This window comes from Marinobacter psychrophilus, assembly GCF_001043175.1.
In the GTDB taxonomy this organism is placed as follows: Bacteria; Pseudomonadota; Gammaproteobacteria; order Pseudomonadales; family Oleiphilaceae; genus Marinobacter; species Marinobacter psychrophilus.
Genome location: NZ_CP011494.1, coordinates 3328812 through 3349940 on the forward strand (window position 1 = coordinate 3328812; position 21129 = coordinate 3349940).

At 54.5% G+C, this 21129-nt stretch carries 21 protein-coding genes; 12 read left to right on the plus strand and 9 right to left on the minus strand.

What is annotated here, in order from left to right:
- Positions 1–142 precede the first annotated feature (142 nt).
- The 4 genes from ABA45_RS15110 to ABA45_RS15125 all read right to left on the minus strand — a co-directional run bounded on the left by ABA45_RS15110 (position 143) and on the right by ABA45_RS15125 (position 3520).
- Entirely contained in the window at positions 143–910 is a 768-nt protein-coding gene (locus tag ABA45_RS15110) for an SDR family NAD(P)-dependent oxidoreductase (protein WP_014872465.1), read from the minus strand.
- A gap of 67 nt (positions 911–977) precedes the next feature.
- Positions 978–2180 carry an acyl-CoA dehydrogenase family protein gene (locus ABA45_RS15115; RefSeq protein ID WP_048387491.1) on the minus strand — a complete coding sequence of 401 codons (1203 nt, stop codon included), beginning with the start codon at positions 2178–2180 and terminating at the stop codon, positions 978–980.
- A gap of 75 nt (positions 2181–2255) precedes the next feature.
- Positions 2256–2726, minus strand: coding sequence for a PaaI family thioesterase (locus tag ABA45_RS15120; RefSeq protein ID WP_048387493.1), 471 nt, complete (start codon positions 2724–2726; stop codon positions 2256–2258).
- On the minus strand, positions 2726–3520 hold the full coding sequence (locus ABA45_RS15125) for an SDR family NAD(P)-dependent oxidoreductase (RefSeq protein ID WP_048387495.1): 795 nt from the start codon (positions 3518–3520) through the stop codon (positions 2726–2728). Before ABA45_RS15125 ends, ABA45_RS15120 begins: the two co-directional genes overlap by 1 nt.
- Positions 3521–3664: 144 nt before the next feature.
- Here ABA45_RS15125 and ABA45_RS15130 point away from each other — a divergent pair, with 144 nt between their 5' ends.
- On the plus strand, positions 3665–5266 hold the full coding sequence (locus ABA45_RS15130) for a class I adenylate-forming enzyme family protein (RefSeq protein ID WP_048387498.1): 1602 nt from the start codon (positions 3665–3667) through the stop codon (positions 5264–5266).
- 6 nt (positions 5267–5272) lie between these two features.
- On the opposite strand, the gene ABA45_RS15135 is transcribed toward ABA45_RS15130, so the two are convergent.
- A complete protein-coding gene (locus ABA45_RS15135; RefSeq protein ID WP_048387500.1) occupies positions 5273–6013 on the minus strand; it encodes an enoyl-CoA hydratase/isomerase family protein in 741 nt (246 codons plus the stop codon).
- Positions 6014–6181: 168 nt separating this feature from the next.
- Here ABA45_RS15135 and dctP point away from each other — a divergent pair, with 168 nt between their 5' ends.
- The 6 genes from dctP to cysQ all read left to right on the plus strand — a co-directional run bounded on the left by dctP (position 6182) and on the right by cysQ (position 12208).
- A complete protein-coding gene (gene dctP / locus ABA45_RS15140) occupies positions 6182–7228 on the plus strand; it encodes a TRAP transporter substrate-binding protein DctP (protein WP_048387501.1) in 1047 nt (348 codons plus the stop codon).
- A gap of 89 nt (positions 7229–7317) precedes the next feature.
- Positions 7318–7863, plus strand: coding sequence for a TRAP transporter small permease subunit (locus tag ABA45_RS15145; protein WP_048387503.1), 546 nt, complete (start codon positions 7318–7320; stop codon positions 7861–7863).
- Positions 7860–9170 (plus strand): TRAP transporter large permease, encoded by a 1311-nt coding sequence (locus ABA45_RS15150; RefSeq protein ID WP_048387505.1) that lies wholly within the window; start codon positions 7860–7862, stop codon positions 9168–9170. The genes ABA45_RS15145 and ABA45_RS15150 overlap by 4 nt, the downstream gene beginning before the upstream one ends.
- Positions 9171–9298: 128 nt before the next feature.
- The gene (locus ABA45_RS15155; protein WP_048387507.1) at positions 9299–9988 is read left to right on the plus strand and encodes a nitroreductase; all 690 of its coding nucleotides are present in this window, start codon (positions 9299–9301) and stop codon (positions 9986–9988) included.
- 127 nt (positions 9989–10115) lie between these two features.
- On the plus strand, positions 10116–11426 hold the full coding sequence (locus ABA45_RS15160; protein WP_048387508.1) for a DUF3422 domain-containing protein: 1311 nt from the start codon (positions 10116–10118) through the stop codon (positions 11424–11426).
- Positions 11423–12208, plus strand: coding sequence for a 3'(2'),5'-bisphosphate nucleotidase CysQ (gene cysQ / locus ABA45_RS15165; protein WP_048387514.1), 786 nt, complete (start codon positions 11423–11425; stop codon positions 12206–12208). Before ABA45_RS15160 ends, cysQ begins: the two co-directional genes overlap by 4 nt.
- A 72-nt stretch (positions 12209–12280) precedes the next feature.
- Here cysQ and ABA45_RS15170 read toward each other — a convergent pair whose 3' ends face one another.
- Positions 12281–13780 carry an MFS transporter gene (locus ABA45_RS15170; RefSeq protein ID WP_048387517.1) on the minus strand — a complete coding sequence of 500 codons (1500 nt, stop codon included), beginning with the start codon at positions 13778–13780 and terminating at the stop codon, positions 12281–12283.
- A gap of 61 nt (positions 13781–13841) precedes the next feature.
- Positions 13842–14303 carry a universal stress protein gene (locus ABA45_RS15175; protein WP_048387518.1) on the minus strand — a complete coding sequence of 154 codons (462 nt, stop codon included), beginning with the start codon at positions 14301–14303 and terminating at the stop codon, positions 13842–13844.
- A 281-nt stretch (positions 14304–14584) separates the two neighbouring features.
- Between ABA45_RS15175 and ABA45_RS15180 the strand changes: the two genes are divergently transcribed.
- Entirely contained in the window at positions 14585–15595 is a 1011-nt protein-coding gene (locus tag ABA45_RS15180; protein WP_048387520.1) for an MFS transporter, read from the plus strand.
- A gap of 14 nt (positions 15596–15609) precedes the next feature.
- Here ABA45_RS15180 and ABA45_RS15185 read toward each other — a convergent pair whose 3' ends face one another.
- Positions 15610–15978: a SirB2 family protein gene (locus ABA45_RS15185; protein WP_187290812.1), complete on the minus strand. Its 369-nt coding sequence runs from the start codon at positions 15976–15978 to the stop codon at positions 15610–15612.
- Between the two features lie 196 nt (positions 15979–16174).
- Here ABA45_RS15185 and ABA45_RS15190 point away from each other — a divergent pair, with 196 nt between their 5' ends.
- The 3 genes from ABA45_RS15190 (at position 16175) to ABA45_RS15200 (ending at position 19203) form a co-directional block, all read left to right on the plus strand.
- Positions 16175–17353, plus strand: a complete 1179-nt coding sequence (locus tag ABA45_RS15190) for an NnrS family protein (RefSeq protein ID WP_048387522.1) — start codon at positions 16175–16177, stop codon at positions 17351–17353.
- Positions 17354–17455: 102 nt separating this feature from the next.
- Entirely contained in the window at positions 17456–17980 is a 525-nt protein-coding gene (gene fabA / locus ABA45_RS15195) for a bifunctional 3-hydroxydecanoyl-ACP dehydratase/trans-2-decenoyl-ACP isomerase (protein ID WP_014872483.1), read from the plus strand.
- A gap of 11 nt (positions 17981–17991) precedes the next feature.
- A complete protein-coding gene (locus ABA45_RS15200) occupies positions 17992–19203 on the plus strand; it encodes a beta-ketoacyl synthase N-terminal-like domain-containing protein (RefSeq protein WP_048387523.1) in 1212 nt (403 codons plus the stop codon).
- Between the two features lie 7 nt (positions 19204–19210).
- Here ABA45_RS15200 and ABA45_RS15205 read toward each other — a convergent pair whose 3' ends face one another.
- Complete coding sequence (locus ABA45_RS15205) at positions 19211–19564, minus strand: helix-turn-helix transcriptional regulator (protein WP_048387525.1); 354 nt, start codon at positions 19562–19564, stop codon at positions 19211–19213.
- Positions 19565–19780: 216 nt separating this feature from the next.
- Here ABA45_RS15205 and trhP point away from each other — a divergent pair, with 216 nt between their 5' ends.
- A complete protein-coding gene (trhP, locus tag ABA45_RS15210; protein ID WP_048387527.1) occupies positions 19781–21106 on the plus strand; it encodes a prephenate-dependent tRNA uridine(34) hydroxylase TrhP in 1326 nt (441 codons plus the stop codon).
- The last annotated feature ends 23 nt before the right edge of the window (positions 21107–21129 follow it).

Sequence of the window (21129 nt, forward strand, 5' to 3'; positions counted from 1 at the left end):
GGTAGCCGCCTCTATTGGTGGTAGCGGTCTGCAAATGGGGGCGCTTTTCTTTCGGGAAAACAACTCGCTGCGCTCAAACATCTTTTCCCTGCAGAAAAACACCCCCATCCGCAGCCCTTGGCACATTTCAGTAGTAGCTGCTTTAACAGATGGTTTCGCCGCCGTCGGCGACAATGGTCTGGCCGGTTATGTAGGCGCTGGCTTTGGTTGATAGAAATACAGCCAGGCCTGCGATATCTACCGGGTCGCCGATTCTTCTCAGTGGAGTTTTGTCTTCGGCTCGCTTAACGCGCACCGGATCTTCCCAGAGTGTACGGGCGAAGTCGGTTTTGATCAGGCCGGGGGCGATGCTGTTGATGCGGATGCCTTTCGGGCCCCACTCCACCGCCAGGTTTCGGGCCAGTGCAGCTTCTGCTGCTTTGGATACACCGTAGGTTCCGATGGTTGTGTTACCGCGAATTCCGGCGATGCTGGACAGCAACACAACGGCGCCCTCACCTTTCTCCGCCATCTGCGGTAGCACCATGTTGGTGAGCCAGAAGGTGCCTTTGACGTTGGTGTCCATGATTTTATCCCAGGCCTCGTCGGTCATTTCGGAGGTGGGGCCATAGACCGGGTTGGTGGCGGCGTTGCATACGAGCACGTCGATACTGCCCCAGGCTTCGTTGGTTTTGTTTACCAGATTTTGAAGGTCGTCTTTTTTACCAACATGGCAGGGTATCGCTATGGCGTCATAGCCTTTGCCTTTCAGTTCATTCGCCACCTGTTCACAGGCGTCGGCCTTACGACTGGAGATAACAACTTTCGCGCCCAGACGGGCCATCTCTTCGGCGATTGACAGACCAATGCCTTTAGTAGAGCCGGTGATCAGGGCTACCTTACCGGTCATATCAAAAAGTGGGTTGTTCATAACTCGGTCCTTATACTCAAAGATTGGGTGCTGGCCGGAAGTGCGCCCACCCGTGGCTTAGCCCTGATTAGCGATACTGACGCAGTTCAATCTTGGCAACAGAATCTAAGTGAACTTCATCGGGACCATCCGCCAGCCGCAATGTCCGTACCTTAGCCCAGGCTGAGGCAAGGAAGGTGTCCTGGCTCACGCCGGCCCCACCGTGCACCTGAATCGCACGATCGAGCACTTTCAGCGCCATGCTCGGAGCAATCACCTTGATCATGGCGATTTCCTGACGAGCTACCTTGTTACCCACGGTGTCCATCATGTATGCCGCCTTCAGAGTCAACAGTCGCGCCTGCTCAATCTCGATTCGGCTGCGGGCGATGTCCTTGCGGATAGAGTCAAAGCTGGAGAGCGGCTTGCCGAATGCCTCGCGTTCGTTGGCACGCTTACACATCAACTCCAGCGCACGTTCCGCGACGCCAATGATCCTCATACAGTGGTGGATACGGCCTGGCCCGAGACGGCCCTGGGCGATTTCAAAGCCACGCCCCTCACCTAGCAAAAGGTTGCCAACAGGAACCCGCACGTTTTCGTAATGAATCTCCGCGTGGCCGTGGGGTGCGTGGTCATAACCAAACACCGTCAGGGAGCGTACTAGTTTCACACCGGGCGCATCTAATGGCACCAGGATCATCGACTGCTGCTGGTGCTTAGGCGCGGCAGGATCGGTTTTACCCATCACAATGGCAATTTTACAGGTGGTGGTCATGGCACCCGAAGACCACCATTTTTTGCCGTTAATCACATATTCATCGCCCTCACGACGGATCTCACAGGCAATATTAGTTGCATCGGAAGACGCTACATCCGGTTCTGTCATGGAAAAGCAGGAACGGATCTCACCCGCCAGCAGAGGCTTCAGCCACTGCTCTTGCTGTTTATCATTACCGTACCGGGCGATTGTTTCCATATTGCCGGTATCCGGTGCAGAACAGTTGAACACCTCCGGGGCCATTTCAGAACGGCCCATGATTTCGCAAAGGTGGGCGTATTCAAAGTTGGTCAGGCCAGCACCCAGATCGCTTTCCGGCAGGAACAGGTTCCAGAGGCCTTCCGCTTTTGCCTTCGCTTTAAGCTCCTCTATGATCGGAACCGGTGCCCAACGGTTTTCTGCCTTTTTAATCTGTTCGTGGTGCGTGGACTCGTTGGGATAAATGTTCACGTCCATGAACTCGCTCAACTGCACCTGTAGATTTTTAGCTTTGTCAGACAACTCGAACATGTCGGCTTCCTCTTTATTATTGATTCGATGACCGGCCTTCGCAGCCAACCAGGTTTTTGTTCTATGCACTGAAAATCAGATAGGAACGCCTTCCGGCTTGTCGCTACCAGACCGCACCCGGAAGGTGCCTTCGGCGATGGCAAGCAGATTGCCTTTACCGTCATGCACTTCGCCGGTGCTGTTAAAAATCCGGGTGCCACCGGCTCGCTTGCGCCCGGTTACACGAATAGTGCCGCTGGAGCACTGGCCCGTAAACGTTGTGGTCAAAGACAAGGTAATGGCTTTACGCATTCGCCCCGGGAAGGGGCAGTATGTGCCAGCCTGGGCCATCGCGATATCAACCAGCGACGTCAGTACGCCGCCGTGAATGACACCACCAAGATTTAGATGCTTTGGCTCCAGTTCCAGCTCAATCACCGCTTCGTTTTCCTCCCAGGAAGCCTGGCGGTAACCGAGCAGGTTATGAAAGCCCGGCAGCTCTGTACCATCGACGTATGCGCTATCAACATAGGCGCTATCGACATAAGGAGATTCTTGCTTACTCATTACACTTTCATTCCTGGCAGGTTTAAAGAGGCGGTGTTGCCGCCATCCACAGGCAGCGCCTGACCGGTGATATAGCTGGCATCGTCACTGGCAAAAAACAGAATGGCTGCTGCGATCTCTTCCGGGTCGCCGTAGCGGCGCAATTCACAGCGAGCGCCCAACTTGTGAGCTTTTTCGTGGGTGCGGGCGTAGTCAAACACCGCTTTTGTCATACCGGTTTCAACCAGGCCCGGGCAGACAGCGTTCACCCGGATATTGTGAACGCCAAGGTCACACGCAGCGGTCATGGTGAGGTTGATCACTCCAGCCTTCGAGGCGCTATAAGCGTTGCCCCCTGCACCCGAGCGAATACCGGCAACCGACGCTGTATTGACAATGGAACCGCACATGCAGGCCTGCATGTGCGGTGCGACATGCTTTATGAGGAGCATGGTGCCAATCAGATTCACCGCCAACACCGTGTCCCACTCGTCTCGCTCGTTTTCGATTACCGGTGGATGGCCTTTCCCTGTGCTGGCAATGCCAGCGATGTTGCACAGGACGTCAATTTTTCCGAACGCGTCCATAGCGTCGCTGACAAGTTTTTTCACCTGCGCCTCATCGGCAACGTCGACGAGGCGAAAGAGGTACTCAGCCCCTTCCGGCATTAGATTCCCGGTCTCAACCAAGCCCAATTCGGAGGTATCCGCCATGATCACTTGGGCACCCTCACGGGCCAGCCGCAAGGCGGTTGCCCGACCTATGCCACTGCCTGCTCCGGTAACAATAGCCGCCCGACCATCAAAACGCCCCATGCCGCTGTTCCTTGTATCTTTGGTTTTATTATTACACTAGCGATTTTGCTTTCGCATTAATTTGTCATGTCTTCTACTTTTGAGTCAATATAATCGGAAGTAAATTTCACTAGTCAAAACACAATAGCAGCATAAGGCACAAAAATGAAAAATAACCTGAGCGAAATGCCTGTGTACGCACCCATGACCCCAAACGAACCCATGGACGCCATTGGCCACCGGATACAGAGGTTTACAATCAGCCGTGCAGACCACCCGGCGTTGATCAGTGAACAGGGCACGGTGAACTGGAGAGACCTGTTGGGCCAGATTAACCGGATCGCCAACCGCCTGCGCGATGCAGGGCTTGAGCCGGGCGACTCAGTTGCAGCTCTCTCGGAGAACAGCGCTGACTATGTCGCTCTGTATCTTGGTGTGCTCACCGCCGGGGGCTGCATGGTGCCACTTTCAGGTATGGCCAGCGCCGAAACACTGAGTCTTATGCTGTCCGATTGCCGTGCAACGTTCCTGTTTGTGTCGCAGAAAAATGGCAATCTCCTTCAGAGCTTTCAGCCTGGGCTGCAGGGGTTACCGGACGACCGTATTGTTGCCCTGGATGAAAACGGCGAAGGGATTGGACAGACCCTGAAAAGCTGGCTTGGCGATGCCTCAGCTGAGGCCCGCCCGGCGAACGTGTCGCTGGATGACGCCTTTAACATCATCTACAGCTCCGGCACCACCGGCACTCCGAAGGGCATTCTCCATGATTACCGATTCCGCCAGCGGCAGATGGAACGCATGAGCCTTTATGGACTGGATTGCGATGCCATTAACCTGGTCTCAACGCCGCTGTACTCCAACACCACACTGGTCTCGGTATTACCCACGCTGTTCCACGGCGGCACGCTGGTCATTATGGCAAAGTTCGACGCTCGGCGATTTCTGGAGCTGGCCGAAACACACCGTGTGACCCACGCCATGCTGGTACCAGTGCAGTACCAGAGGATTCTGGCTGACGCGGAATTTGACCGCTTTGACCTCTCTAGCTTCAAGTTGAAACTCTGCACCAGCGCGCCCCTAAGACCGGACGTGATAGCTGATGCAATGGCTCGCTGGCCCGGCAACATACGAGAGGTTTACGGCCTCACAGAGGGCGGCATCTCTACCAGCCTCGACTGTGCCGCGCACCCAGACAAATGGAGCTCAGTAGGCATACCAACGCAAGGTGCGGAAGTACGCGTGATCGACGAAGAGGATCATGAACTTCCGAGAGGCGAAACCGGCGAATTGGTGGGCCGCGCCATTTCGATGATGCGAGGCTACGTGAACCGGCCTGAACAGACCGAGGAAATGCTTTGGGAAAGCCCTGAGGGCGACGTGTTTTATCGCAGTGGGGATATGGGACGAATCGACGAAGACGGATTTATCCATATTCTCGATCGTCGCAAGGACATGATCATTTCTGGTGGGTTCAACATTTATCCGGTCGATCTAGAAAAGGCGCTGCTGGCACACCCTGCCGTGGACGATGCAGCGGTTATCGGCATTCCCAGCGAACATTGGGGTGAAACACCGCTGGCTCTGGTGGTTCTCAAATCCGGGCATCAGGATTCCAGCCTTACGATACTCGAATGGGCTAACGGCCAGCTCGGCAAAAGCCAGCGTATCTCCGCTATCGAGCTTCGCGGGGAACTCCCCCGCTCCACCATAGGTAAAGTTCTGAAGCGGGAGTTGCGCGAACCTTATTGGCAAAAGATCGCGCGTTGATCCCGATCAGCGTTGGGCCAGTTTGTCCAGAGCGGCCCGGCAATCTTCCGACCGAAGTCGCTCGGAAAACACCTCACGCTCCCGCTTTAGCGCCTGTTCTATCTGTTCACGCCAGGGAGCGCGAATCAGCCGCTTGCTGGCCCGCAGGGCTTCGCGGGGTTTGTTTGCCAAGTTCTTTGCCAGCGCCAACGCCTCGAACAACGCCTGCCCGTCATCCACAATCCGGCTTACCAGCCCACATTCCCTGGCATCGTTACCACTGATCACCTCACCCAGCAGCAACAGATCCGTGGCTTTGCGAGCACCCAAATGCAGAGGCATGGTGACCGTAGAAGCAGCCTCTGGCACCAGGCCGAGATCCACAAACGCCGTCTTGAATTTCGCACTTTCTGCAGCCACCACGACATCCACGTGTAACAACAGCGTTGTGCCAATGCCGATTGCCATACCTTCCACCGCGGCTATAACCGGCGTATCGCAGTTCATCAGCGCTTCAATAAACGCCAACCCGGCGGAAGGCTTCGGGTTTGCATCCGTGGCACGAGCCCGGAAATCATCCAGGTCATTGCCCGCCGTGAACACACCACCCGCGCCGGAGATAACGATGGCGCTCACAGCCTCATCTTCATTCGCACGGATTATGGCGTCACTCAGTTGCTGATACATTTCCCGGGTCAGCGCATTCTTCTTCTCGGGGCGGTTGATAACGAGCTGGAGTACGCCATGGGACTGCTGACTTTCAATCATTGAACTGTCCTTATTGAGAAAATTCTGGTGCCTCTGCATAAAACATCCTATTGCAAAAGCCCGATCTTGTGATAGATTCAGAAAATAAAAATTCACCCTGCAGTCGTTAGTTCTGCACAGTGAAACAACAAGAAGCATCACAACAACAACGAATAATGAGGCACAGTCATGAATATCCTCGCCAAAACACGCAAATCCCTGATCGTTTACGCGTCTGCCCTTACCCTCGGAATTTCAGCTGCCTTGAGCGCCGCGCCTGCCGCCGCCCAGGAAACGTTCACATGGAGAGTGCAATCGCACTGGCCAGGCGCCAGTAGCTCCTATACAGACAGCCTGGTAAGGCTGCAACGAGTTCTGGACGAGCGCACAGACGGGCGTTTGAAACTCAAGCTTTACGAAGCCGGCGCGCTGTTCAAGGCCCAAGACACGTTCAACGCTGTAAGCCGTGGCATTCTGGAAATGGGCACAATCTCTCCGTCTTATGCTCAAGACAAAGTTTCTCTTGCAGGCATTGCCTCCGGTTTGCCCTTTGCATTCCGTAACGTGTGGGAAGCTGAATACTTCCATCAGGGTATGGGTTTTGAGCAGATGCTTCGTGATGAAGCGGCAGAACACGACGTTTACTGGGCGACCGATAAGGTGTATCCCACTGAAATGGTGATCAAAGAGCCGATCAATAGCTGGGACGATTTTACCGGTCTGAAGATCCGCTCCTCAGGTGTTCTGCAAAAGTTCCTGACCGAAGCGGGTGCTGCAGCATCTTATATTCCAGGCAGCGAACTTTACTCCGCGCTTGACTCAGGCATTGTTGACGGTGCCCATTGGGGTGCCGCTCAGGGTGCCTCCAGCATGGCTCTGTATGAAGTGGCCAAGTACCACGTTCAACCAGCCCTGAACATCGCGGGCACTGATGTCATCATTGTCAGCATGAAGGCACTGAACAAATTGCCAGAGGACATGCAAAAGATCGTCAAAGATACACTCGATGAGCAATTCTGGGTTCGTACCAACGAATACCTTTATAAGGAGCGCATCACCCTGGCCAAGGTGATCGCCGAACAGGGCGTGCAGGTAAACGTTCTGCCGGATGACGTTCAGGACAAACTGACAAAAGCCGCACAGGCAATGTGGGACGAGGAAGGCGAGCGTAGCGACAACGCCAAGAAGGCGTTGGATATGCTGAAGGGCTATCTGACCGAACTCGGCTACCTCTAACCCACACGGTTAATGAAGTGACACAGGCCGGAGTCTTCGACGTCCGGCCTTTTTATCCCTGAAAATCCAACATCCTCCTGGAGAATGCAATGAGTGTGCTGACCGCATTCATAAGCGGGGTTACCCGTCTTAATGATTTTGTCGGACGCTGGGTAGCCCTACTCGTTTTCGCCATGTTCGCGTTCCTGCTGCTGGAAGTGGGCTTCCGTTATCTGCTTGACGCACCCACAGTCTGGACCAACGAGCTTACTCAAATGTTGTTCGGCGTTTATGCGGTAATGTCCGGAGGCTACATCATGGCTCATCGGGGCCACGTCAATGTCGATCTTCTGCACTCGCAACTATCGCCTCGCAAGCGGGCGTTTATGGACATCGTCACCTCATTGATATTTTTCATTTTTACTCTTGCTCTGCTGTGGTTTGGCATTGACATGGCCAGCGAATCCATCGCCAGTTGGGAGACCTCTTACTCTGCCTGGAACCCACCGATCTGGCCGGCCAAGCTTGCCATTCCTATCGGAACAGGACTGCTGGTACTGCAGGGCTTGGCAAAACTCCTTGAAGACATTGCCATTGCGTTCAACCTGGATTACTACCGCCCGGATCACAGCACTTCTAAAGGAGAGCAGTCGTGAGTATTGAAGTTCTGACCCTGCTGTTTTTTGGTTCGCTGTTATTCTTCCTGCTGCTGGGTTTGCCGCTGGCTTTTGTTCTCGGTGGCGTTTCGGTGATCTTCCTCTACTTCACTTGGGGATTTGACTCCTTCTATATGGTGGCCTCGCAGATCTGGGGCACCATGGGCAGCTTTACCCTGGTTGCGATTCCCCTGTTTGTTTTTATGGCCATGGTGCTGGAGCGCACCGGTGTCGCAAAGGACCTGTACCGGATGATGCATCTGTGGTTTGGCGGCCTGCGCGGCGGCCTGGCCATAGGAACCCTGCTTATCTGCGCCGTATTTGCGGCTATGGTGGGCATCAGTGGTGCAGCGGTGGTTGCCATGGGCACCATCGCATTGCCCTCTATGCTGGAGCGGGGCTATGACCGCAAAATGGCGCTGGGTGTCATCAATACAGGTGGCGGCTGGGGCATTCTGATACCGCCCAGCATTCTGATGATTCTCTACGCATTGATTACCGGGGTATCCGTAGGCCAGATGTTTGCTGCCGGCATCATGCCTGGCGTTCTGCTGATCGTAATGACCGTTACTTACATTCTCGTGCGCTCTACCCTTCAGCCGCACCTGGCACCGGCCCTGCCCCCAGGAGAGCGTGGCACCTGGCCCGAGAAGTTCCGTGCTTTAAGAGCCGTGCTGCTGCCCATCGGTGTTGTTTTCATGGTGTTAGGTTCCATCATCGGTGGCATTACCACGCCAACGGAAGCCGCCGCCATGGGCGTTCTGGGTTCGCTGATTTCGGCGGCCGTCTATCGCCAGTTTAAGTGGAGTATCCTGCAGGAAGCAGCTATCCGTACCTTCAAGCTTACGGGCATGATCATGTGGATACTGTTTGCCGCTCACGCGTTTAGCGCGGCGTACCAGAGCATGGGAGCTCAAGATCTGATAGAAGGCATGATGCAGCACATTCCCGGCGGTCCGTGGGGCATCATCATTGCAATGATGGTGATTATATTCTTCCTGGCCATGGTGCTCGACCCGGTTGGCATCATGCTGATCACTCTGCCGGTGTTCATGCCCATCGTAAAATCCCTTGGCTTCGATCCGATCTGGTTCGGCATATTGTTCGTGATCAACATGGAAATCGGCTATAAGACTCCGCCCTTCGGATTTAACCTGTTTTATCTAAAAGGTGTCGTACCGCCAAACATTACCATGAAGGACATCTACACCTCAGTCGTTCCGTTCGTCATCATCGAAATCATAGCCATTGGCATCATCATGGTCTTTCCAAAAATCGCTACCTGGCTTCCAGGCGTGTTTTTCTAACCCGCTCAATCATGAGCTCAACCTCACGTTCTGACGGTGTCGGGACGTGAGGTTCATAAACACCGACGTTATAAAAAATCTAAACGACTGAAAAACAACACCGCTTACTCATTATTTTGGAACCTCCTATGAATGCAATCAGCAAGCCTACGATGTCTCTGGTAGATGCCATTTTTCAGCGGCGCTCCGTCCGTGGTTTTTTGCCAAAAACGGTTCCTGAAGAAACCATGCGCGACGTGTTCGAACAGGCACAGCAAGCACCGTCAAACTGCAACACTCAACCTTGGTATACCGTGGTTGCTTCTGGCGATCTAAGAGACTCATTGCGAGATCAGTTTATCGGTCGGGCAATGGCGGGAACACCCTCTGAACCTGATTTTAGCTACGTCAGCAAATTTGAGGGCGTTTATCGCGGCCGGCAAGTTGACTGCGCCGCAGCACTGTACGGAGAAATGGAAATTGCCCGCGACGACAAAGCTGGACGTAGCCGAGCGGCGCTGCGCAACTTCGAGTTCTTTGATGCGCCACATGTAGCCTTTCTTTGCATGGATCGCTCTTTTGGCGCCACCATCGCAGTCGATGTCGGCATCTATGCCCAAACTCTGATGCTGGCAATGACGGCTCAAGGCATCAGTTCCTGTGCTATGGGTAGTTTGCGATCCCATCCTGACCTGGTTCGTACTGCCTTTGGACTGGAGGAAAACATCGGCGTGGTGTTTGGTATCTGTTTTGGTTACGACGACTCAGAGGTGAAGGCAAACAACACGCGCACTAGCCGCGTCTCTCTTGATGAGACGGTGGTATTCAAGGACCACTAATGTTGAACACCGAGCAGAGAAACGCTTGCTAGGCCCTCTCTGCTCGCTATTGTCAAACACCTCTTCCGGGTTACTATTCAGGGCATCCTTTACCACTTCTTTGTCTAACAAAAGGATCAGCCCCAGCGTGAGCGAGTTACTGGCCAACCTCGATATCCACCCTTTACGGGGTGATTTTTATGACGAGCTGCATTCTCGCCCGTTCCAGATACTTCCCTCGCCGGCACGAGTCAGCCACATTGCGGTGCTGACCAATCCTGAGCAACGCCAGAGCCAGTTCCAACATTTGCAAACTCTTCATACACTGCTTGGCCATGTTCCACCCCAGCAAGAAGTAGGCTGTTTTGAGCAAACCTTTGGTGACCTGCGGGTTAGGCGGGAAATGCATATGGAATTTGCCTCATACACGTTTGTGAATCTGGCCCCCAACCGGTCTGTACCTTTTTCCGAAAACGCCATTAACCTACTGCCAGAGGGCTGGCTTGCGGAATTAAGCGGCACCGTCATAGCCGCATTTCATCTGGATATCCAGAAAGGCAGTGCTGATAGGGCCCGCGAAAACCCTGACTACGTGCGTACACATTTCGAGGGTTTACGCCTTATAGGCAGCAGTCCGCAGGAGGGAGCCGCAAAGGTTTGGAGTACCTTCCAGCTGCACAGTGACGGCTTCGGGCGATTTATGGTGATAAATCACAAAATGTCGAACAGCCAGCTAGGGCGACTGACCCAGCGCCTGATGGAAATAGAAATTTATCGCTTGATGTCATTGCTGGCGCTGCCTGTCGCCCGCGAGATCACACCATCGTTAAATGATATGGATCAGCAGCTCGTACTGGTTACCCAAACGTTGGCAGACAATCAAGACGTAGACGAGCAGGCGCTGCTAACCCGGTTGACCTACATTGCCGCGCGCATTGAAGCCTTTCGCGCCCGCGCTACCTTTCGATTTTCAGCCACACGGGCCTATCACCAGCTGGTAATGACACGTCTGGACGAACTCAAAGAAGATGAACTGACTGGGCACCTTACCCTGACCGAGTTTTTGACACGGCGCCTGACACCGGCAGTAAAAACTTGCGAAGCCGTTGGCGAACGCCTCGAAGATCTGTCGAGGCGGGTAGACCGTGCCTCAGACATGATGCGAACGCGGGTAGAGCTGGCGATTCAAAGCCAGAATCAGCAGTTGCTGAGTTCTATGGATAGGCGTTCCAAAATTCAGCTAATGATGCAACACACCGTTGAAGGTTTTTCAGTGGTTGCGATTACCTACTATTTGATAGGGCTGCTTAAACTGGTGCTCGATTCCGTTTATGAAGCCGGTATTGTTTTCAACAAGTCTCTTGTTCTGGGCATCGCCATACCGGTCACTCTGGCGTTGGTGTACCTTAGCGTGCGTCTTGTTCACCACCACTTTATTCGAATGGCGAAAAATCAATGAAAATGGACGCTTACGCATCCTTGCTTGAAAAGCTTCTACCCATTGCGCACGACGCCGGCAACGCCATCATGAACATTTACGGCGGCAATATTGACGTGCGTACGAAGAGCGACGCATCGCCAGTTACAGAAGCCGACGAGCTGGCCGAAGCGCTCATTTTGCCGGCGCTGCAGGCACTGGACAGGGGAATTCCTATTGTCGCGGAGGAGCAGGCCGCCGCCGGCAATACACCAAAAACCGGCGACCGATTCTGGCTGGTAGACCCCCTGGACGGCACAAAAGAATTCATCAACCGCAACGGCGAGTTCACCGTTAACATTGCGCTGATTGAAAACGGCGTGCCGGTACTGGGCGTGGTTCTGGCACCGGCTCTGAAGCGACTGTTCGCTGGTGGCCTCGGGCTAGGTGCTTTTGTAGAGGAAAACGGCGAACGCAAGGCCATTCAGTGCCGCCCTGTGCCAGCGGCCGGGTTAACCGTTGTCGCCAGCCGCTCCCACGGCGACGAAGCCGCTCTGGCGCGATTTTTAGCCGGTGCCAAGGTCGCCAGCCAGACCAGTGCAGGCTCTTCACTAAAGCTTTGCCTGCTGGCCGCCGGTGAAGCGGATGTGTATCCGCGACTGGGGCCCACTATGGAATGGGACATTGCTGCCGGTGACGCTGTGCTGCGTGCAGCCGGTGGCCAACTGATTACCCTGGACAACAAGCCCATGGTGTACGGCAAGCCAAACTTTGCCAACCCGCACTTTTCAGCCTGGGGCTTACGGGCTGGGGACAGATTTTAAATCTGCCCCTTATCCTCAAAAAAAACCCGCTGAAATCACTCCCGGCGGGTTTTTTCTGTGCGCCAAACTGTCTTAGCCAAGGGACGCCGTGCGGATACGGTCCTCTTCCTCTATCTGCAAGTCTACTGACGACACTGCGTATTCATCGGCGAAACCCGATTCCGGCTCTTTCAGCCACATAAAGCACAGTAACCAACTTACAAACGCACCAACGGCAATAATGTAGAAAAACTGGGAGGGCGTCACAAAAGTGAAGATTGTCAAATAAACCACCGCACCTACGTTACCGTAAGCTCCGGCCATACCGGAAATCTGCCCGGTCAAACGGCGTTTTATGGACGGGATAATACCAAAGGTAGCGCCTTCAGCACCCTGCACAAAAAATGAGGTAAACACGGTCACGCCCACGGCCACAATCAGCGGCCAGCTGGAATTCAGCATACCCATGAGTGCAAAGCCCACCGCAATACCAAACATATAGCTGAGCATCACAAAGCGGCGGTTGCCCATGCGGTCCGACACCAGGCCACCCATAGGCCGGGCAACCAGGTTCACGAAGGCGAAAGAGGCAGCCACCATTCCGGCGGCGGCAGCGCCCAAGCTCCAGGTTTCCTCAAAGAACATCGGCAACATGGACACAACCGCCAGTTCCGCACCAAAGTTGGCAAAGTAGGTGCTGTTCAATGCGGCAACGCTGTTAAACGGGTACTTGTCGTCTTCCGGTACACCCTTTTTCAGGATAGGAACGTTAACCCGCAGAATCTGCACAATCTGGTAGCAAACAATGGAACAGATCACCACGTAGGCCACGACCGCACCCGTCACGCTTAGATAACCCATGTTCTGAATACGCCACACCAGAATGGCCAGTACGCCAATCAAAGGAATGGTCCATAGAATCAGCTTAACCATGTCGCCCCAGGTACTGACTTCCAACGCACTCGCTTTACGGGGCTTGCGATGCACGGTTCCAACGGGGCCATCGGTAACCGCAAACCAGTAGTACACGCCATACAGCGCCATCACGATGGCACTCTGGGCAATGGCCCAGCGCCAGCCATCATCACCGCCGTACATTTGCAGGGCAATGGTCGGCAACGTTAGCGCAGCAGCAGCCGAGCCGAAGTTGCCCCAACCGGCGTAGAAGCCCTCGGCAAAGCCGATATCGCGGGGCTTGAACCACATGGCGGTCATGTGAATACCCACCACGAAGCTGGCGCCAATGGAGCTGAGCACAAGGCGACTAACCAGCAGTTGGGTCATGGTATTACCGAAGGCGAAGGTCAGGGCCGGTATCGACATCAGCACCATCAAAATCGAAAACACCCGGCGCGGGCCGAAGCGGTCCAGTGCCATACCCACAATAATTCGTGCGGGTATGGTCAGCGCCACGTTACAAATGGCAAACAGGCGCAAATCATCAGCGGTTAGCCAGTTCACGCTTTTCAGCATGCTCGACGCCAGCGGCGCCATGTTAAACCACACGTAAAATGTGATGAAGAACGCAATCCAGGTCAGGTGCAGTGCTTTGATCTCTGGATTTTTAAAACCGAATATAGCTGCGACTTTCATTTAAGCCTCCGGGGGCTTCCAGTTCTTTCAGTTCTGTCGGTTACTACAGCGCCAGAGGCGATCAGCAGCTAGGCAGAATAAGCAGTGGGCATTGCACACGGCGCGCCAGAAACGAACTGACCTTACCGAATGTCATGTAGTCCAGCTCATCGACGAAATAAGTCAGTGAACGGGCAATAAAACCGCCGTCCGGCTCTTCACTGTGGCGGGCAATCACCAACATGTTTGGCTGCACTTTATTTTCAGCGGCGTAGAGCAACATCTTGCGTGCATCTCCCTCCAGTAACAGGGAGTTGGCGCTGATGCCTTCCCGGACGCACATGTCCAGAGCTTCTTGCAAGGCCTGTTTTAAACTGACCAGTTCTTCCTGAAACAAGTCCTCGTTGCTTGCGGTTATGTCACGCGGGTTCTCGGCTACGGCAACCAGGCTGAGGGTAGGTTTGAGCGAGTGGAACATGGTGATGGTTTGTGCCAACGCCTGTTTGGCATTGCGCGAGCCATCGTAGGCGATCATTATTTTCATAGAGGGATTCCCGGCGAATTCATCGGCACCGTTACAGACGTTGCGGTGGTCTATGAGTGTATTAGCCCACACTTAACAGCCACTTATAATTGATGCATATCAACGTCTATGGCGCCTACCCCACCAGAGAAATTAACACCCTATCCCCTTGCCCCTGTTGCTACGCAAAAACCTACCCCATCGCTCCCCAGCAGGAGGTACCCCTGATGCCCCGGCCCGAATATTCATGGTTTTGGTAACATCTGCAGTCGCCAAAAAAGCTCTATAAATGAGGCCGTAGTGTGCAAAAAAAACGTTTTCAATCGGATCATCAAGCGCAGGAAGTGCCGCTTGAGCCGGAGCTTGCACCAAAAACTTCGGCGTACCTTTTGGGTGCTTTGGCGCTGCTGCTTTGCGGGATCGGCGGATTAGTATTGGAAAACCGATTACACCTGCAGGCAAACACCCTCAGCCTGGTACTAGCGCTGATTGTTTTGGCAGGCTCTGGGTTACGTTTGGCGTTCGGAATAAACGCTGACCGGCGGGCAATGCCCGCGAATGTCATAGGCGCAAAAACGATCAGGCACGGGGCCGGAACACCTTGCATTAAGAAAAACCGTCTGATGTGGCGTTTTGCAGTGTTTTACAGCGGCGTGTCTGCCAGCTTTATTGTTCTTGCCCTGTGGCTGCCGCATTATCTGGCGGGGCTGTATCAGCTTGACGTTGGTCACGCAGCGCTTACCGGTTTACTTTGGGTAATACCTGCAGCGCTATTTCATGCCCCGGCCATAAAGCTGACATGGCGATTCGGCGCGCGGCGGATGATGTACCACAGTCTGACCGGCATATTAATCGTGACGTTTATGCTCAGCTACCCCCCAACCCATTATCAAATTCATGGCATCAACCGCGAGATTCCCTTTACCTTAAGCCTCGGCCTGCCACTTTTTTCAACGCTGATGATTGCATTGGGCTTATTTCTTGCTCTTGGCCAAGCGACATTATCTAGCCAAATTACACGGTACTATTCCCAGCACTATCCCCAGCACTATTCCCAGCACTATCCCCATAAAGTAAACACGGCGACCGCCATACTCATGATGGCCGGAGCCATTCTTGCCGCCCCGATGCTACTGGCATTCGCCGCCATCAGTAATATAACCGGCATCTGGCAAACTAACTTCATGCTGATATTTGCGCTGGCCTTGTTCACGTTGCTGCGCATGCACCTGGCCATTTGCAGTGCCGAACGCAAAGAGTGGGCCAACTCGGCAGAGTCCGCCGACCTTCCGGAGTTATTCAGCGGCCGTTAAAAAGCCGAACAGCGTTAGGAGAAGAGTATCGGTTTGGCCGTCGCCAAGTGGAATATCGCGGCTATCTGCAACAGGGCAAGCACCGCTGCCACGATGCGTGCGCGCTTATCAACACTGACTTTAAGGGCAAACAGACCGGCTACGATATAACCCACCAGCAGAATTATCTTGGCTGTTAACCAGCCGTGTACTAACGGCATCCACGGCGTTACAAACACCAGGCTGACAGCACTGACCAGCAGCACCGTGTCGTTAGCGTGGGGGATCCAGCGCAAAGGCGTTTGCCGCCAACCGGGGCGGCCCACGGCATCCATCAGCAGACGCAGTGCGAAAAGCGTCACTGTCAAATACGCGGTGAGCATGTGTATGCTTTTTAAAGTCATGTACACGGGCAAGGTTCCTTAATTTCGATGAAGTTGATTATAAACCGCGCAAAATAGCCTATCTCAGCCCAAATCAAAGGGCAAAAGCGCGGCGAAAAAACGCCATTGTACGCACACTACTCCTATGCGGGTATGTCATTTGAACTGGCCCTGCTTTAACATATACTTAAAATACCACTATTAACGGAGATCCTTCATGGCGATTCCGACACCCTCCGCTGACCGCGCCAGTATCGGTCAATTGTTCGGTTACCCTTTTCGCATTTTCTTTCTATCGATGGCCCTGCTGGTTGTTGTTGTGTTGCCAGTATGGGTACTCCAGGCAACAGGTATCTTACAACTGCCATTAGCTTTGCCCGGGGTGCTCTGGCACCAGCACGAGATGCTGTTCGGTTTCCTGACCGCCGCCATTGCGGGCTTTCTGCTAACGGCAGTCTGCACCTGGACCCAAACCGATCGCATTCATGGGCTGCGTTTGGTTCTACTTTGGGGTGTATGGATTGCTGGCCGGCTATTGCTGGCATTTGGCGGTGATCTTCCCGTTTGGCTGGTGCAGGGTGTGAACCTGGCCTTTCTGCCGTTGGTCATGATCGATGCCGGCTGGCGTGTCTGGCACGCGCGGCAGAAACGCCAACTGATGATATTAGTGGTACTGGGCCTTTTATGGCTGATGCAAATCGGCCTCGTTATCCGTCTTGATCCGGTTTATGGTTACGGTGCACTGCTGATGGGCCTGGCCCTGATCAGCATTGTTGGCGGGCGCATCACACCAGCCTTCACCAGCGGTTATCTGGGCCGGCAGGGGCTGAGCCCTTCACTGGTGAAAAATTCGGCCAAACTGGATATGGCCAGCGTATTTGCGATGATTGTGCTACTAGCAACGCTGGTGAGCGGCTGGCGCACCCTCGCTGGAGTGATGGCCATCGTTGCTGCTGGCATTATGCTGGTGCGGCTTTACCACTGGAAAGGCTGGCTGACACGAAAAGAACCGCTGTTGTGGATTTTACACCTGTCGATTCTATGGGTGCCGGTGGCGCTGACTCTTCTAGCCGGGCACTTGCTGGCCGGCTGGCCTTCAATCGCCTGGGCCCACGCTGCCGGCGCTGGCGCCATTGGCTGCCTGATATTTGGGGTTATAGCACGGGTAACCCTAGGTCACACCGGCCGACCCTTGGTACTGCCACGGGGCATGGCAACCGCCTTTGTATTGATTCATCTGGCAGCGGTGGCACGGGTGCTGACTGCCTTCAATATTCTAGGCTGGCACGCCGGCATTGGCGTCAGCACAATGCTATGGTTGATCGCCTTTGGTGTCTTTTTATGGCGCTACACCCACATACTCGCTAGCCCACGGCCAGACGGTAAAATCGGGTAAACATTGCGCAAACTTTGTAATTATCCACTAATGGTCAATAGCATCCGGCGAATTTCGAGCTAGAGTTGTGGAAAATCATCTTGTGAAAGAGACATCGGCACTATGGATTCCAACCCGTACCCCAACACGTTTAGCAAACAAGACCTGATCGACTGCGGTCACGGTGAATTGTTCAAGGGCGCTGGCATGCGCCTGCCCATTGATGAAATGCTGATGTTCGACCGCATCACCCACATTGGGAACGAAGGTGGGCTTTACGGCAAAGGCGGCCTGACCGCAGAGCTGGATATCAACCCGGACCTGTGGTTCTTCAAGGTGCACTTTGACAGCGATCCCGTTATGCCGGGTTGCCTGGGCCTTGACGCCATGTGGCAGCTGCTCGGTTTCTACCTGGCATGGACCGGTGGCAAGGGCAAAGGCCGCGCGCTGGGCTCGGGTCAAGTGAAATTCTTTGGCCAGGTTCTTCCTAATGCCAAAAAAGTCACTTACCATCTTGACTTCAAACGTCTTATAAAGCGTAAGTTAACCATGGCTATCGCTGATGGCCGCATGGAAGTGGACGGCAAGGAAATTTATACGGCCAAAGACCTACGTGTAGGCCTGTTCACTTCCACCGACAATTTTTAGGAGTGACTGACATGCGTCGCGTTGTAATCACTGGGATGGGCATTGTGTCCAGCCTTGGAACCGACATAAAGGCTGTAACCAAATCACTGCGGGAAGTAAAGTCCGGTATCGGCTTCAGTGAAGAAGCCCGTGATAATGGCCTACGGAGCCAGATTTGCGGTCAGATCAACCTGAACCTTCCAGAATTGATTGACCGCAAGCTGTGGCGCTTTATGTGCCCGGCCTCCGGCTACGCCCACCTGTCGACGGTAGAAGCTCTGGCCCAGTCCGGCCTGACCGACGAGCAGATCCGCGCCAACACCACCGGGGCTATTTTTGGCACCGGTGGCGCATCTACCGTGGAGCTGATGGACGCCATCGACACCCATCGTGCAAAAGGCATTCGCCGGGTGGGCCCTTACCGGGTGCCACGCACCATGGGCAGCTCTATCAATGCCAGCATTGCTACGGCGTTCGGCATCACCGGTGTTAACTACGGCGTTACGTCGGCCTGTGCTACCAGTACCCACGCGGTTGGCCACGCTGCAGACTTGATTGCTATGGGCCGCCAGGACGTCATGCTGGCGGGCGGTGGCGACGACATCCACTGGAGCCTGAGCATGTTGTTCGACGCCATGGGCGCGCTGTCCACCAAGTACAACGACACCCCGGAGAAAGCGTCGCGCACCTACGATGCTAACCGTGACGGTTTCGTGATTTCGGGCGGCGGCGGCACCCTGGTGCTGGAAGCTCTGGAGCACGCACAAGCCCGCGGCGCCAACATTCTGGCGGAAATCGTCGGTTTTGGCGCAACCTCTGATGGCGCTGATATGGTCGCTCCCAGCGGCGAGGGTGCAGTACGCTGCATGCAGCAGGCGATGAAAAACATCGACGGCGAAATCAGCTACATCAACACCCACGGCACCAGCACAACCGCCGGCGACATCACCGAGCTGAAAGCTATCAAGCAGGCCTTTGGAGACCGCATTCCGCCGCTGAGCTCTACCAAAGCACTGAGCGGTCACGCTCTGGGCGCGGCAGGCGTGCACGAAGCCATTTACAGCCTGATCATGCAGCGTGAAAACTTTATTTGCCCATCAGCCAACATCGAAAACCTGGACGAAGGCGCAGAAGGTTACCCGGTCGTGCGCGAAGTGCGCGAAAACCAGAACCTGGAATATGTGATGAGCAATAGTTTCGGCTTTGGCGGCACCAACGGTAGCCTGGTGTTCAAAAAGTTCTAATCTCGATTCAGGAAAACCTGACCGAGCGGTATTCAGCCGGCGACGAACCCATCCAACGTTTGAACGCCCGGCTGAATGCGCTCAGTTCTGAGAACCCAAGCTGTTCGGCAATCTCTACCAGCGGCTTGGTTTTGTCCTGCATGTAGGCCAACGCCTGCTTGCGGCGAACGTCCTCCAATATACGTGCAAAGGTCAGCCCTTCCGCTTTCAATTTTTTGTGCAAGGTATAGCGGCTCATGTGTAGCTGCGATGCCACCACCTCTACACCAACCTTTCCTCTGGCCAGCTGGCCGTCAATTAAAACACGCACGCGGATACTCAAAGATGCCCGCACAGCCTGCTGCTGCCCGTTTACAGCCATGAAGCCCCTCCTGACTCAGAATTTATTGTCATCTTTAAAAAAATTCGGTGGTGAAAGATAAACCATCAGAGCATTCAGCGTACAGATGTTAGCTGAAATTAATCCATAATACCCTTGAGCGAGGTCAACTGAAATTCCGATTGGCTCGGGCACAATGGCGCGCTCGCTACTCTTGATAAGCGCCCTATCCTCAACATACTCATCCTGGAGCCCGTTATGAACACCCCAGAATTGCTTGCGCCTGCCGGCACCCCTGAGCACCTTGAAACCGCCTTTGCCTATGGCGCCGATGCGGTTTATGCCGGCCAGCCACGCTATTCTTTGCGGGTTCGCAACAACAGTTTCAAGAACGCAGCCGCCCTGGGTGCCGGTATCGAGCGCGCTCACAGTTTGGGCAAGCAATTCTATGTGGTATCTAACATTGCACCCCACAACGACAAGGTTCGCTCCTATCTGAAAGATCTGGCGCCGGTACTGGAGCAACAACCCGATGCACTTATCATGTCCGACCCGGGTTTAATCATGCTGGTAAAGGAGCAGTGGCCAGACCAGCCCATACACCTGTCTGTTCAGGCCAACGCGGTAAACTGGGCAACGGTGGAGTTCTGGCGCCGCCAAGGCATCAACCGGGTCATTCTGTCACGGGAACTGGCACTGAACGAAATTCGCGAGATCCGCGAGCGGGTGCCGCAGATGGAATTGGAAGTGTTTGTACATGGCGCCCTGTGCATGGCCTACTCCGGCCGCTGCCTGTTGTCGGGCTACATGAACCACCGCGATGCCAACCAAGGCGCCTGCACTAACGCCTGTCGTTGGAACTACAAACCGGTGGCACACGGCCACGATCAAACCGGCGACTTGATCGCCCGCACTTCTGATTGCCCTGTGCAGGAGGTTGAACCCAGGGAAATTTTGCTGGAAGAACCCAACCGTCCTGGCAGCTTAATTCCCGCTTATGAAGACGAACACGGCACCTACATCATGAATTCTCGTGACCTGCGCGCGGTGCAGCACGTGGCCGCCCTGTCTGAAATGGGCGTGCACTCACTGAAAATTGAAGGCCGCACCAAAAGCACTTATTACGTCGCACGCACTACCCAGGCCTACCGCCGGGCCATCGACGAAGCGGTACAAGGCAAGCCTTTTGACATGAGCCTGATGGACGAGCTCGAAGCTCTATCGAACCGCGGTTACACCGAAGGGTTCCTGCGCCGCCACCTGCCCCAGGAATATCAGAGTTACGAGCAGGGTTCATCCTATCTCGGCAGTCAGCAGGTGGTGGGTGCCATCGCTGACGCCAACGACCAGTGGCTTACCATCACCGTGAAAAACAAATTCTCCATCGGTGACCTGCTGGAACTGGTCACCCCCAGCGGCAACCTGCGATTCAGCCTGCCTGCTATGGAAAATTTCAATGGGGGCGCCATGGATTGCGCCCCCGGCAGCGGCTACATTGTACGTATTCCCGTGCCTCAAAACGCTCCCGCGCAGCTTGTTAACAGCTACCTGACACGTATCCTACCGAATGGCATACAAAGCTAAACTGCACGTATAATAGTGCGCAC